This is a genomic window from Vibrio ziniensis (genome assembly GCF_011064285.1).
GTDB classification, from domain to species: Bacteria; Pseudomonadota; Gammaproteobacteria; order Enterobacterales; family Vibrionaceae; genus Vibrio; species Vibrio ziniensis.
Map to the genome: position 1 here is coordinate 1,178,784 of NZ_CP049331.1, position 15,139 is coordinate 1,193,922.

The 15,139-nt window shown below is 44.4% G+C and carries 10 protein-coding genes; 7 read left to right on the plus strand and 3 right to left on the minus strand.

Annotation, left to right across the window (positions count from 1 at the left end):
- Position 1: 1 nt before the first annotated feature.
- The 5 genes from G5S32_RS21465 (at position 2) to G5S32_RS05400 (ending at position 11,609) form a co-directional block, all read left to right on the plus strand.
- The gene (locus tag G5S32_RS21465; protein ID WP_207621601.1) at positions 2-4,933 is read left to right on the plus strand and encodes a phage tail tip protein J-related protein; all 4,932 of its coding nucleotides are present in this window, start codon (positions 2-4) and stop codon (positions 4,931-4,933) included.
- A gap of 45 nt (positions 4,934-4,978) precedes the next feature.
- On the plus strand, positions 4,979-8,167 hold the full coding sequence (locus G5S32_RS05385; RefSeq protein WP_165311056.1) for a hypothetical protein: 3,189 nt from the start codon (positions 4,979-4,981) through the stop codon (positions 8,165-8,167).
- Positions 8,168-8,345: 178 nt separating this feature from the next.
- Positions 8,346-8,807 carry an IS200/IS605 family transposase gene (gene tnpA, locus G5S32_RS05390; RefSeq protein WP_165311057.1) on the plus strand — a complete coding sequence of 154 codons (462 nt, stop codon included), beginning with the start codon at positions 8,346-8,348 and terminating at the stop codon, positions 8,805-8,807.
- A gap of 120 nt (positions 8,808-8,927) precedes the next feature.
- Positions 8,928-9,680 carry a DUF4376 domain-containing protein gene (locus tag G5S32_RS05395; protein ID WP_165311058.1) on the plus strand — a complete coding sequence of 251 codons (753 nt, stop codon included), beginning with the start codon at positions 8,928-8,930 and terminating at the stop codon, positions 9,678-9,680.
- Positions 9,681-9,989: 309 nt separating this feature from the next.
- Positions 9,990-11,609, plus strand: a complete 1,620-nt coding sequence (locus G5S32_RS05400; RefSeq protein WP_165311059.1) for a trypsin-like serine protease — start codon at positions 9,990-9,992, stop codon at positions 11,607-11,609.
- 167 nt (positions 11,610-11,776) lie between these two features.
- Here the strand turns inward: G5S32_RS05400 and G5S32_RS05405 are convergent, their stop codons facing one another.
- Both G5S32_RS05405 and G5S32_RS05410 read right to left on the minus strand, forming a co-directional pair.
- Positions 11,777-12,373, minus strand: a complete 597-nt coding sequence (locus G5S32_RS05405) for a Fic/DOC family protein (RefSeq protein WP_165311060.1) — start codon at positions 12,371-12,373, stop codon at positions 11,777-11,779.
- On the minus strand, positions 12,363-12,515 hold the full coding sequence (locus G5S32_RS05410) for a hypothetical protein (RefSeq protein ID WP_165311061.1): 153 nt from the start codon (positions 12,513-12,515) through the stop codon (positions 12,363-12,365). Before G5S32_RS05410 ends, G5S32_RS05405 begins: the two co-directional genes overlap by 11 nt.
- Positions 12,516-13,218: 703 nt before the next feature.
- Here G5S32_RS05410 and G5S32_RS05415 point away from each other — a divergent pair.
- Positions 13,219-13,902 (plus strand): hypothetical protein, encoded by a 684-nt coding sequence (locus G5S32_RS05415; protein WP_165311062.1) that lies wholly within the window; start codon positions 13,219-13,221, stop codon positions 13,900-13,902.
- Between the two features lie 91 nt (positions 13,903-13,993).
- Entirely contained in the window at positions 13,994-14,194 is a 201-nt protein-coding gene (locus G5S32_RS05420) for a DUF4250 domain-containing protein (RefSeq protein ID WP_165311063.1), read from the plus strand.
- 14 nt (positions 14,195-14,208) lie between these two features.
- Here the strand turns inward: G5S32_RS05420 and metR are convergent, their stop codons facing one another.
- Entirely contained in the window at positions 14,209-15,120 is a 912-nt protein-coding gene (gene metR, locus G5S32_RS05425) for an HTH-type transcriptional regulator MetR (protein WP_165311064.1), read from the minus strand.
- Positions 15,121-15,139: the final 19 nt, after the last annotated feature.

Consider the following 15,139-nt stretch of genomic DNA (forward strand, 5'->3'; position numbering starts at 1 on the left):
AATGACTTGGGAGTGGATTTACGTCATCATTTCATTGGCCTCGGCAGCGTACAGCGTTGCTATGGCCAAGAAGATGCAGAACCAAGATCAAGACCGTGGTGGTCTTGCAGTTAACCGGTTCGGTATCGACCAGCCTCTTTATGTTGTCTATGGCACACGGTCTATTGCTCCGATTATCGTTTATCAAGGCGTCAAAGATGTCAAAGGCAAACCTGCTAATGAAGTCTATTACGCTATTTTGGTGTGGACGCCTGGTGCGATAGATAATCTGACCGATTTTACCTTTGATGATTTGCCGTACACCGACTTTGGTACCTTTGATGCTGACAGTGCTCAACGTATTGAGCATCAATACGGGTCCGTTGATCAGACGATGCCTGAGTGGTTTGTCGAAGAAGCGCCCGATGATATGTCGGACATGCATTTTCACGGGTTAGCGGTCACGTACGTTAAGTTGAAAATGGACAAGGAATTCAAACGATACCCTCAAGGGCGTCCGGAGTTTCGCGCCACGATTACCGCTCGTTCATCAAACCCTGTGGATGTGTTGTACGATTACCTGTTTAACCCGTTGTATGGCTGTGGCTGGGCTGTTGAGTGGGATACTGAACACAACGACTTAATGCGTAATTACTGTAATGTCGTGGTGGATGACCTGCCTCAGATGGTGTGTAACATCAATTTGGAAACCGACCAGAAGCTGCAAGACAACATCGACAATATTTTGCAGACCTGTCGCGGCTACTTGATTGAAGGTCAAAACGGTTTACGTCTTGAAATTGACCGAGCCAAAGATCCAGTGTTGCATGTCAGTGAAGACATGCTAACGGGCGGTATCTCCACGGCTTCAGTCAATATTAACCAACGTTATAATGCGGTGACGATTCGTTTCCCGAACAAAGAGCTAAAATGGCAAACGGATGAAGTGACGTTCCCGACGCTTAACAGCGACTTGCACCTGCAGTGGCTAGATGAAGACAACAATGTTGATTTGACCCATGAAGAGACGGTCTACGGCATTGACAGCTATGAGCATGCACTGCAATACGCCGAGGTGTTAGCCAGAACCAGTCGTAATTCCATGACGCTGAACCTTCCGGTACAAGCGTTTATCGGTTGGCAAGTGGAAGAGATGGACGTCATTACGGTGGCTTCCACCTTGCGCGGATGGACGGCGAAGCCTTTTTCCGTGCGAGAGATTAAATATGGTGAGTCGGAAACCACGCTCAAGCTGATTGAATACCAGGACAGCAACTATCTGTGGACGGATAAGCCAGCAAAACCGGATTATCCCGATACCGAACTACCCAATCCTAACCAGGTCGCTCCTCCGAGCGACCTTTCTTTTTCTGCAAGCGACCTGCCTGCGGTGTCTGGTGTGTTGTCATGGGAATCACCAGGCGGTTATGTCGATGGGTTTGATGTTCGCGTGTATGCCGGAAATGTGGTCATTTGGCAGCAAACCACGAAAACCAACTCCATTAATTTGCCGCTGTTTTTAACAGGGAGTTATGAATTCGCCGTAAGAACAGTGGGCGCGGTGGCGGTGTCGTCCTGGGCGATACTGAGTACCACCTTTGAAGCTCCTGAAACCCCATTTGATGTACAAGTGGATGTGGGTAATACCTATGTCATATTGCGTCCACAATCGACGGCTCTGGCGTTTGGGACTGAGTATGAATTCTGGTTTAATGATGAACTTCGAGGTCAGGGTGTCGCGTGGCAGCTAGAAGGTTTGCAGCCTGAAACCGAGTATTCGTTTCAGGTTCGTGCCGTCAATGCGGTTGGCCAGAGTGAATTTATTACGGTGACGGCGACTACTACCAAAGATGCCTCGGTCATTATTGATTTACTGGACGGGAAAATTTCCCAAGCGATCTTGGATGACAATCTGCAGCAGTTTCTCGAGCAAGTGGAGCAAACCACTCAAGAGAATACGTCTGCGATTGAGTCGTTAACCGAATCTGTTCAATCGGTCACGAACGATTTGATGGCCGTGGATCGCGCCGCTCAAGATGCCAGTAAAGCGGCCTTTGATTTAGCCAGTGATGTGCAAAATTTTGCGGACGAGTATGGTCGCCGATTGATGGAAGGGGAAACCCTTGTTGATGCGGTGGTGTATCGAGATGCGGAAACGGGCCTAATCATTAACCGCGCTTTTGCGTACACCGAAGCGAAGTTTACTGAAGCCAGTTTGATGATCGATGGTGTGAACGGCAGTATTGCGTTGACCGCCAAAGAGATACAGCGAGTCGAAACGCAAACAGGGCAGAAGTTTGTTACCACCAATGCTGCCATTGCCGCGAATGCTGCAGCTATCAATCTGAAAGCCTCATATCAGGATGTTACTGAAGCGATTTCAGGGGCATTAGCGGCGATCACTCCTGCTTACAGTTGGCAGTTCAACACCAGTGATGAAAATTGGCCGAATGTCACTTGGCAAATTGGCGGTACCATTGTGGGCACCGTATTTGCCCGTAGTGATATTGCTTTTGATGCTGACGATAACCAAGTGGTTCGCCTACGTCTGAAAGCCTCGGAAAGTGGCACACTGTCATGGAATGGTGGTTCACAGAACGTGGCAATCAATCATCCTGGTGTCGCTGACAGTTTTGAAACCATCATTTTAAAACTGAGTGCGGAAGATGGGTGGACAGGCGAGATCACCGCCATCAGCATTGCGATGGATGCGGAAATTGACAGCATCGAAATCGGAAAACCGAGCGCGGCTGAACTGCAACTGCAGGACATCAGCTACCGCATGGCGACGGTTGAGCAAGAGCTGGACCCAGAGAATGCGCGTTGGTCTGTGTACGTCACCCAAGACTATTGGGATACCAATGCACTGACCCTTACCGATGTCAGTGAAGTGATTGACGGTTGGGACGCAACCTGGCAAGTCACGGCGACACTGCAGCAGTTCGATGACAATCAGACACTGGAAAAAGCCAACACCGCTCAACAGTGGATTGATGCCAGCGAAGCCAACATCACCAGTGTGGTCGTGGCCTTTAATGCCAAGCCAGGTGGTGTGGATGAACAGCTTGCAGAGCAGGCGAGTAAACTCACTACCGCGCAACAGTCGATTGATGCTGCGAACGGCACTATTTCACAAGTGGTGTCGAGTGTGGTGGATGTGGAGAACACCCTCGGTCAAAGTGGCAGTCTGGACGAGTTACTGGCAGCGTATAACGAGTTTTTACGTGCTGGAGATTTTGCCAAAGATAATGTGGGTCTGTCGTACGCAGAGCAAAACATCAAAGCCAACAGCGATGACATTGCCAGCCAAGCCTCAGCCATCTTGCAGTTGTTGGCGGTGAAAGACACACAGCAGGCAGCGATCAATCGACTTGATATTGCGGTGGCCACACAAACCTCAGCCCTGGCGAAAACCCAAACCGAGCTGGAAGCCAAAGTCACCAATGGCGACAGTGAAACCTTAGCTCAAGCGAACACCTACACCAAAGCGGCGGTTGGCTACTGCTACGATGCACAAGGCAACATTACCGAACACGATGATGCAGTATTGTGTGTGGCCGCAGGGCATAGTTGGGTAGATGGTCCTCTGGCGAATTTTATTCGCAACCTGGTGCTGCAAACCGCTGACGGTAAAAGTGCCAGCGTGTCGCAGATGTCTCAGGTCTTTGTCGATAAGGATGGCAACTTAGTCGCTAAAGGCGGGATGCTCACCAACGTTAATGGTCAGGTGAGCGGCATGGTGAATACCAACACCGGAGACACATCCAGTCTTGATATGCTGGCCGACTATCTTCGGGTGGGTAAGTTGGACGAGGACGGCGAGTTTGTTCCGTTGTTCTATCTGGATACAGACAGTGGCGACATGGTTCACCGTGGCCGCTTTGTGTTGGGTGACGGCTACTCGCTAGACAGTGTGGATGACATCTACGCCAAGTCGGGAGCAGGCATTTACTCGCTGACATTACGAGATGGTATCTTCCCGTCGGATGCGGTGGCCACGCAAGACTTTAAAGATGCGTACTACCGCGCACCGGCTAAAGATGAGCACTTGTCCTACCGTAACGCTGCAGGCACCAAAAGCTCGATGAAGCGCTTTACTGGCACAGGTTGGTCGGCGGTGTCTCTGATTTTAAACGGTGACATGCTAACGCCTGGGACGGTGAAAGGTGACCGTATTGTGGCAGGCACGGAGATCACCTCCCCCTTAATTTCCGCAGGTACGGGGGAGTTTTCTGGCACTGTGAATGCCAAAGACGGCTCATTCTTAGAGAAAGTGGAAATCGGCTCGGCAGGGGGATACAAAGCCTACATCAAGAGCGTGACCTCTTCGGGTTACAACATAATGTGGGTAGAGAACCCGATAGGGGATGTGATGTTTGCGGTGCAGGGTAATGGCAACATTTACTCCATTGGTGGCGGTTATATGAATAACCTGACCATCGGCGAAGACTGCAACATCTTAGGGGTACTCAAAGCAAACCAGATTCAAGGTGAGCTTGTGGTGGGGAAAACCTACAGCACTGCCGCTGTAACGGCCACTTCCGCCTCATGGGTTTCATTTGCCTCGGTTGAAGTGACGACGGCTGAAGAGTTCGATCGTACTTTGGAAGTGAACGTCCTGCTATCTGGTAATGCTTACCGCTCCGGTAACGGCAACTCGGGTAATGTGGTCGCTAAAGTGAAAGCCAGAATGACAGGGGATTTTGGTACGGTCACTACCGACCAAATAGAGACACAAACGGCCTATCATGCAGGGCAAGGTGGCACCACAGAGGTATCGCTGGACCGACAAATCACCATGATGGTCACTGTTCCCGCGAATACCAAAGGGAGCATGGCACTGCAGGTGCAGCTCGTGACTGGGAGTGGTGATTATTCTGCTGCGAAACTCAGTGGCACCTGCGGCACTCAATGGATAGCGCGGATATTCCGCAATGGATCAGGTTTAAGTTAATCAAACATCAACCCAGCTTCGGCTGGGTTTTTTATTGGAGTTATTATGGGTTGGATTTATCTACCGTCCGTTTCTGTCGTGAACGGCAGCAATATGGTGACTGTGACCAATACGGCGACAGACAGCATCAAACCAGGAGATGGTTTGTTGATTGGATCTTATGACTTGGTGGAAGTTACGGAAGTGGCCATCGGTCAGCTCAAACTGAAAAAGAACTGGACGGCGGCTACTCAGTCCAATGCAGAAGCGGCAGTGGTACCGACCTTTGGAGACTTCAATGCGGCCACGGCCGCACTTCGTCAGGCGACCACTGTTACCCAAGGCAACTTCAAAGCGATGGAAGAGTGGTGGACAAAAGAAGGTGAAGTGACGTTCAAGGGCTACGACAACACTGAGTACACAGTTAGAACGGCGCAGCAAATGGATGCGGATGTGGCTGCGTTGGAAGTTCAAGCGCAAGAATTAATTGGTGATCTCGCCAGTGTGGGTTACGCACAGAGCGAAGCTGAATTCTCAGCCATGCGCAACAGAAACAAGTTACGCTTTGCCGCGAGTGATTTTGTTTATCATGGCAATGTGTATGCGCAAGGAGACTATAAAGCTATTAACGAAGGTCTTTGGACTGCTCCTGCACATCCAAATTCATTAAATCTTGGTAAAGCTAGCGGTGCGTATACCGGAAATAGTAAAACATTACATGCTGAAATTCATGTTGCAGGTGTTATTGCTAAACTAAGGGGGGTTGATCCCAACTCTCTGCAAGCAGGTATGGGGTTAACTTTCCCTCCAGCTCCTAACGGTACGGTAACTTATGATAGTGCAACTGGAGCTATAATTGACTTTACGACTAGTCCTGGTCATTACTCTGGGTACACAGGGTATACAACTGCTACAGAACGTGCGGCATTAAGTGGATTAAGCGCCGTTAATGAAGCTGTAGTTAGTGCATTCGAGGGTATTATAAGGAATGGTGATTTCCGTTTTAGTAGTTCCTTCTGGTCCATCGTATCTAATGTAGGGTCTCTCTCTGAAAGTAATGGTGTTTTGACGGCTACACGATTAATCGATGGGTGGATGACGTTGTCTCAATCAACAGTATTTAATGGTAATAATGAAGATTACGATGTTTCACTTACTCTTGAAGACATTCAAGGTTCTGTTATAGCACTTCGTATATGGGTTGGTGGTATAGCTTATAATATTGATGTAAATAAAATAGGAATACCACAAACCATTAGAGTTAATGGTAGTGGAGCCTCTTCGTTTCAAATTCAAGCAACATCAAATAGTACTAGTTCTTTTTCACTTAGTAATTTATCCGTAGTATCGGTTACTACGTCAGTAGTAACAGAACGTGTAGACCTAACGGGACTTGAGGTATATGCAGAAGAAGTAACCAATGGAGAAGTATTCCCAACATGCATTCAGAATACAAATAGCTCCGTAATATCTGGTGTACCAATGGTGCTTTCTACTCGTCCTAAATCGTATTTCCAAGTATACGATGGTCAGTATGCATCGGGTTCTGTGAATGATACGTTTTATTGCTGGCAATGGAACTCTTTGACTCAAGCACAACAACAGCAAGTGATTTCCTATCTAGGTGACACCATTTTTGTTAATGCGTCTGGTAATCTTGTCCAATGGCGAGTCCGCCATCGTTCATTTGCTGGTGCTGGCAATGGCGATTGGAACTCTGTAAATCCTGCTGTTGCTTCGGTAGGTGCAAGATTTGGTAGTGGTACTAACTTTGGCATGGTACGTCCCCAAGGTACACAAGATTCGGTAACAGCTTTCAACACCGTTGCTACTTATATCGAATCTTATGTAGTCAGCTCTCATTCATATGCAGGCTCCAATGCTCTCATTGGTGATAATGGTCTGTTTGTTATGCGTGATGGTTCCGCCAATAACGTAAAAGCCTATAAAGGCGAATGTTACTTATACGTAATAGCAACAGTGCCTAGGTTAAACACTGGAGGATTTTGCGACTCTTTAAACCCTCTTGGTACGCGGCAGTGGCAAAGTGGTGGTGTGCGTGTAACTAGATATACAGCAATGGATGAAGCCGATAGACCTTCTACAGTCAAAAGTTGTTTTATTACTGGATATGATAACGGCAATGCGCACGCCTCTACAGGAAGTATATCTAGTGCTCTATCTGGTCGTCCAGACGGTAAGTACTACGATGCTATTTATTCTAGTGGATTAGGTGGTGTTATCGACCATCGTTTGAAATATGGGGCTTGGGATGCATCTAGTGCTGAGCAAGCTGCTGTAGTTCGTGAAGAACTTAAGAATGGGACTTATCGTGGTAGAGAGAAGTTAATTTATACTTGCGTATTTGAATCAGAAACAGCATGTACTGCGGCAGGATACACTGTTTTAAATAATGATAATTCATCTGCTGTTGTTGGGTACATCACAACCAACATCACCGTAGAGGGGCAATTTACGCAATCGGATGTTATTGGAGATCCAGCTAATATCCTTCTTACTAATGCGTTAAAAGATGGTTGGTTGGGTTCTTGGGTTCCTGTTATTTCAGATTCCGCCGTAAACATGTCGTTAACTAGAAAAAACACTAATGGGTTAACTACTCTTGCCACACAACGATACACAGTTTCCACTGGGATATGGTCCGCTCAGTCGCTAGCTTACTCTGCTGTAACTAATACCGTATCAAACCACACAAATGATCGTGTAGAAATTATTAACTACACCTCCTTTGCTAAACAAACAAAGTCTAGCGTAAATCTTCCTGTGCTATATGGAGAACTTGGGTTAAACGATATTCTAGTTACACAGAATTTTGATAGTGGTTATACAGCTTTGTTGGTTGAAAGCCTGCTAGGATTTTCGCCTACCAGCTCATCTTCCACATATAGAGTAATGTACCCTAGAGTGGAAAGTATAGGGCTAAATAGAGAGTCATATCTATCAAATAGCCAGTTTACAGGTGTGACTATGCACTCTGACATAAGAATGGGTGTACCAAATAACTTAGGTAAGGGTGGTAAATTCCTATTCCATCAAATCAGTAACAATGGGCAGGCTAGCTTAAACATCATAGCTAACGAGTTAATTTATGATTCTACGGCTGGAAATTGGGGTGATGATTCGAAATTAAAAGTTGCGGCATCGAGTACCTTCACAGACCTGAATGGAAATGTGTGTAAGTCAGACATCCATACTCTCACTAAAGATTATGGGCATATTAAAAACCAAATCTAACCCATTCAAGCGGCCTACTTAGTAGGCCGTTTTCTTGTATAGAGAAAACCCCCAGCTAGGCTGGGGGTTCCGTAAAGCTTACAGCTATAAATCAGTTATATAACCCCTTTCAATTTGATAAAAACGTCTTGTGGTCTGGCAACTACAAGAGTTAATTAAGAATTGAAAGGGGGTCCCAATGGGGGACGAAAAGAGCTTAGCGCACACGCGCTGGAACTGTAAATACCACATAGTCTTTGCACCGAAATATAGAAGACAAGTGTTCTACGGAGAAAAACGTAGAGCAATAGGTGAAATATTGAGGAAACTATGTGAATGGAAAAATGTGAACATTCTTGAAGCGGAATGTTGCTCGGATCATATCCACATGCTTTTAGAAATACCGCCCAAAATGAGTGTTTCAGCGTTTATGGGGTATTTGAAAGGTAAAAGTAGCCTAATGCTTTATGAACGATTCGGGGATTTGAAGTTTAAATATCGGAATCGTGAGTTTTGGTGCCGAGGTTATTATGTAGATACGGTAGGTAAGAATACGAGCAAGATACAGAGTTACATAAAGCACCAACTAGAGCAGGATAAAATGGGAGAGCAATTGTCGATCCCGTATTCAGGTAGCCCGTTTGCGGGCCGCAGGAAATAGTCATATGCAAATGTCAGATCACTACGCGCCTGCTAGGGCGCTGCCAGTAGTAGAGCCTTATAGGCGCATATGAAAAACCACCGGCTATGCCGGTGGATACTTTTTTGGAGAAAACACCCGATGAAATTTGAAACCTTGGCTCAAGTTCCAGAGCCAATTCGCCAGTTTTACCACGAAGATATTCGTCACGAGCCAACAGGTAATAAAGTCTCGGAAAGTTACACTTACCAGGATGAATCTGGGCAGGACATTTCTGCAGAGCGTTTGGTGGATGAATACGCCGATGTAATTTATGTGGTTATCAACGTTCGTCATGATTTGAAGTCTTGGTCTGATGTTGAGTTAGCCAAAGCTCGATCAACGTACGAAACTACTCGCTACTTTATCGAAAAAGCGTATGAAAGCGATTTATGGGCATTCCATGATGCTTATCTGGCGTGGCTTGAGAGTGAACCCTCTCTCGATGATGAAGAGTCTCAAGAACTGGCCGAAGCGGCTGTCACAGCTTGGCTTGAATTAGAGCCAGTGAATGAAGTAACTAGCTTAGAAAGTTCGCTGGGCAAGTATCACCAGGAGCTGGCAAAGCAGTACCGCGAATCCGTCATCGAAGGGAACATCGTTGTTTATGATGCTGAGTGGCAGATAGATAAAGAAGGCCGCGACAACATGAACGAAGCGATAGCCTACGCAGACCGAACGGGTTTATTAGGAGACACGTCAAGAGGTTGGATCCTTGCTGATAACACTCTGCGTGAAACCACGGTTGATGAGTTGCGTGGAGTTCTTAATGCTTACGCTGAGCGTTTGGGGCAAGTGTTTGAGGCGTATGCAGTATGGAGAGATGGAGACAAGTTAGAGAAATTTGAATTCTAGCTCAAAAAATCCTCGGGGATTTATGTTCTTGTCGCTCTAGTTTTGCCAATTCTTGAATGACAGCATTCAGATTGAGAATGGAACAACAATAAAAGTTATTTGCTTCTATTGACGGCTAGAATCATTTTTTAATAAAGTTCTGATATCACTAAAATAATTATAATAGCTCACCATCAATAAAATAAGTAAATACTTGGTTTGTCGTTAGGCCAAGTCTGGGTTGTCTATATACGATTTCACTTACGCTATATGAGGGTGTCGTAAACCAGAGCCATTAACGATCAAATAATATTAATAAAGAGCTGTGGTATGAAATTTAAGAAGTCGTTTAGTTGTCTATTCTTTTCTATTTTGTCATCAAACGTAGTAGCTGTTGAGTACGGCACTGCTGTTACTGAAGCGCAATATGAAGCAATGAATTACGTTGTGAACATTGCGACAGAGCAGGGTACTTGTGGAGCTCAATTAATTGCAGGTCAATGGTTAATCACAGCTCGTCACTGTACTCCGTCTTGGGATGCAGATGACAGCGGTGTAAAATCAGATGATTTAGCGGTCACTGGTGACACTTTTAACATTGTTGTATACCAAGGTGTTGGCGGTGCGTTAGGTTTTTATAACGACATCAGCTCTCGTGTTGTCTACCAAGGTAGTGCAGAGTTATACACTATGGGTGCAAAGGAAGAAGCCCTAGCTGTAATGGAAACTATTTGGGAGGAATCTGGGATTGAGACCAAATTAACCTCAATATTCAATTACGGCAGTATTTCAACGGGAACCATCGTCGAAGTACCTTACACATACAGTGAAGTGGGAGTTAGCTTTAGTGATGTTACTTACTCAGACCTTGCTTTGATTAAGTTATCGAATCCTATTGCTTACCAAAGTACTTTAAAATTAGGTGTTATTTCTGACTTAACAGAACTTTCTAAGTCAGTGCCTAGTTCCATGGTAGGTATCGATGAATGGTCTAATTCACAAAATATCAATGTAGACCAATCCTTTACTTTTTTTGGGTGGGGTCGCAATGAGAACAGTGAAACTGTATACCAGATGCATTATGGCACACAAACAGTAACCAAAGTGCCAATGAATGTAAGTTGTAGCTATTATGTCGAGTTAGTTGTAGATGGGTGGCCCGAATACTCAAGGTACGATTGCAAACAAGAGGCATATGATGAATTTACTTCATTAGAAGGCTTTAGCTCATACTTACCGAACCTATCCGTAAGCCTACAAACATGGCTTAAAGCGGCAGGGGATGATGGTATGAGTGGTGACAGTGGCACTGCGGTACTACTTGATAACACCATGTACGGTGTGGTTTCGTCAGGTGCGTATGGTCTATCAACTAGTTACCAAAGTCTCGAATCTCAGATGGATTGGATTCTCGGTCAAATCAACGCTTTGAACGTCCCGACTAAGATGGAGTTCCTAAACAGCGATAACGTAACCACGTTCGATGTAGAGGTACAAAACTTGTCAAAAACGGAAGAAGCTTTAGATATTGCCGTATCTGACTCAAACGTGACACTTGATACTAGTGACTGTCCTGAGACATTAGGCAGCTTGGAATCTTGCAAAGTAACAGTAACTATTGGTGATGATGCAGATGTTTCGGAATTTACTATTCAGTTTAATCAACAGACCAATACAACCGTAAGCTTCGTGGAAAAATACACGGGCCAAACTTGGGACGACTTATACGGCGGCGATGACGACTCTACGGATGATGGTGATTCAGATGATTCAGATGATGATACCGATACAGACAATGGAGGCGACACCGACAACGGTGACTCAGGTGATGATACTGCGGGAGACAGCGGCTCAAGTGCTGGTGGTAGCAGCGGCGGTTCTACAGGAACTTTAAGCGTACTAGCATTATTTGCTGCATGTGTTTTACGTCGTAAAGCGCAAAAAGCCTAGTTATTGCTAAAATAGCGAACAACTATTTTAAATAAGAAGAGCGCTCCGATTGGGGCGCTTTCTACTTGTGTCTGAAATTATAAAATGCCCGAAGTGCTAGAATGGTTTAATAGCTGAAACTAAGTAGCGATAATCTCGCTTCATACAGTAGGGTGTTTTTCACACTATCAGCGCATTCTGGCTACAGCTTGAGTAAATATATTGAGTAGCGGATTTAGGTTCAAATTCACACCAGCTATATTGGCGTCGATCCAATCTTGTTCTGTAATTTGTGGCCAGTGGATTTCATATCCAAGGATGAAGACCATTTCCTCAAAAAAGAATCTTAAGGCACGACCGTTACCTTCTCTAAATGGATGAAGCAGATTGAGTTCACAAAATAAATCCGCTAGTTGATGTATGAATTCTTCGTGGGAGGAAGCATGTTCAAGGTTGGAAATCGTTTGGAATAGCTTATTTGCTTCCGGTTCAATTCTTGTAAAAGTGCAAAAACGAGTCGTACCTTTGGAGATGTCCACTTCTCTCGTTTTTCCAGCCCAAGAGTAAATGTCTTGAAATAGGTAAAAATGTAGATATTTAAGGTGGGGAAAATTCAGTTGTTGCAGTTCTTCTATGTTACTTTCGTAAGAACGATACCGTTCGGTAGTAAACTCAATTTCGGCTTCAGATAGCTCTACTGCATCATGTATATTAAGAAGATTGACTAAAACGTCTGTGTCTGGATAACAGTACTTATCTTCACCTGAGCCATACTTATCGCGCATATTTACGTTTAAGTTCGGAAATTGAACGAGGTTTGTCTTTCGTTTTTAGACTCAAACCTTCATAACTCAAGCTGGTCTTATAGTTTTCAAGGTTTGGAGTGAATTTTTCTTTGCGTGAAGATTGATTCGAAACTGATGACATACCGTATATCCTTAGCAAACTATTCCAATCATTGTACATGAGTTAACTCTAGCTGTCATTGCGTCAAACTGTGGAGATATTTGGTGTCTACTACTGCTTTAATGAAATAAAATTCAAGACGTTATGTGTTGGAATTAAATAGCTGATTCAAAATGCCCCATTTTCGCCCCATGGATTAGTTTTTATATTTTAACTTATTGATTATAAATAAAAACATACCTATCGTACCTGATATGTTCGATAGATGGTATTAGAAAAAAGGCTTTGTAGAAAAGCTTTAACATGGTGTTTTATGGGGGCAAAAAAGGGGCATTTTGTGCTGTGTTATTTGCAAAAGGGGCATAAAAGGGACAGTAAAAGAAATATGTGGATATATACAGGTGTTTATGTAACTAGCTGAAATTAAAAGAAATTATTAATTTATCTTTTTAAAACAACTGGTTACTTATACATGCTGTAACATTCTGCCCAGTACTTTTTGTGTTGATGGATAGGAGTAATATTGCTGTACATATTTTGACCTTGTATTTGAGAGGTGCGCATTATAGCGACTTGAACATGGAGTATCTAGCGGAACATCACCTCATCTTTGTTGGGGGATTTTTCTATGTTGATAAAGATAGGCAAGTCCGCAGAGATAGGAAAGATAACTGGGCTTTGCTATTATCGCCCTCTATTAAATCTGGCTTAGTTATTTGAAATTATGGTTTATTCACTACTCTCTGTTTTCGCTCCTATGCTTTTAGGTGCTCAAATCATTTTGACGATGATTTTGGTCAAAGGTGAAATTTGTCCTGGTCAACGTGGACGTTTGCATAAGGTTCTACCTTCTTTAGGTGTACTTTGGTTAGCGGTCGCTTCTATTAAAATTGAAGCATTTATGGTGGTTTTTGCCATTTTCTATTTTTACTCACGTGTTCAAACCACCAAAACTCGTGATGAAGGGCCGCTATGGGTTCTTTATTTAGTTAACGGGCTTTCCTTGGCTTACGTTGGCATCCTCATTGGTGAAGCGCCAAGTTGGAGCGCATCGCTATCACTATTTATGATGATCTTTTTGCTTGGCTCGGTTTTCGCGAACATGCTTTTGTCTATTGCTCGCAGTCGACTTGATGCGTTTCATCGAATCTTGCCTGTGGTGGGGATCTTGTCTGCGATGGCAACGACAGTGTGTATTGTTCCGTTTACTTACACCCTTGAAAGCGAAACTCTATCTGAACTTACTATGCCGCTGCTGATCAGTTTTAGTTTGCTTATCGCCGGAATTGTATTTTGGAGCTGGCATATCATTACCGCGAAGAAACCGGAGAAAGGTCAGTTAAGCGTAGCTTTCTTATTCGTGTTGCTTGCTTGCACCGGTTTTCATAGTTTGTATCTGATCCAATAGTTGGAATTTTACTCCCGAGAGCAAAATTACTTTTCTTGTAAGAAATCCAGACTAGGCTTAGTAAGTGGGTTTTGTTCAAAGGAGTGCCAATATGGATCTGAGCAACGTTAATAAACTGGACAGTATTATTCTCTTAGGGATAGTGAACGAGAAGTTACGCTTAGAGTGTGACAGTTTGGATGAACTGGTTTCTACCTATGAGATGGATGTTGAAAACGTGGTTGGTAAATTAAGCCATCTCGGCTTTCGTTATGATCCTTTAACCAACCAATTCAAATCTTCAGGTCGCTAAGTTTAATCGCATTGTTAAGCCATCTTGATCCCTTCAAGGTGGCTTTTGCATTGCTGTCTTGCGGTTGCGAAAAACGTTTGTAAGTAACGTTTTTCTTTTTCACTATTACGTACGGCTGCAAATAATCGTCGCCATAAGCCGTTACCGAGCGGTTTACTGGTAATCAATCCTTGGCGCGAAAATTCACTGATTGCCCAATTAGGTAAAGCTGCGACCCCTAAACCTGCTGAGACCATTTGTACGAGCATCAACGTATTGTCTGCTTGTTTCCACTTAGCTGGTTCTACACCAGCTGGCTGCAGGAAGTGCTTTACTACATCTAAACGTTGTTTCTGTACTGGGTAGCTTAACAACGTTTGATCCACCAAGTCTTCTGGCTCAATCCATTCTTTGCTTGCAAGAGGGTGGTTAGTTGCGGTGATTAAGCGCATTTCAAAATCAAACAGCGGCTCATAGTGTACTTCTGAACGCGGAAGGATGTCGGAGGTAATCACTAAATCCAGTTCACCCGCTAATAAGGCGGGTAAAGGTTCAAAACCAAAACCAGAGGAAAAGTCTAAAGCAACACTTGGCCACGCAACTTGATATTCTCTTAACGCAGGCATAAGCCACTGGAAACAGGAGTGGCATTCAATCGCCATATGCAGTCTGCCGTTCACATCTTCTTTTAAGCTTGCTAGTTCATTCTCAGCTTTTGCAATTTTCGGCAAAATGTCATCCGCCAGTTTAAGCAGAATTTCACCTTCGGATGTGAACTTAACCGGGCGGGTTTTTCGTAGGAAAAGTTGTCCTCCTAGCCTCGCTTCAAGATCTTTGATCTGATGAGAAAGAGCTGATTGAGTTAAATGTAGTGATGTTGCAGTGGACGTCAATGACCCAGTGTCACGTAGCGACGCAATCGTGCGTAAATGTTTTAGCTCTATCATGAGATTTCCTCATCATTCT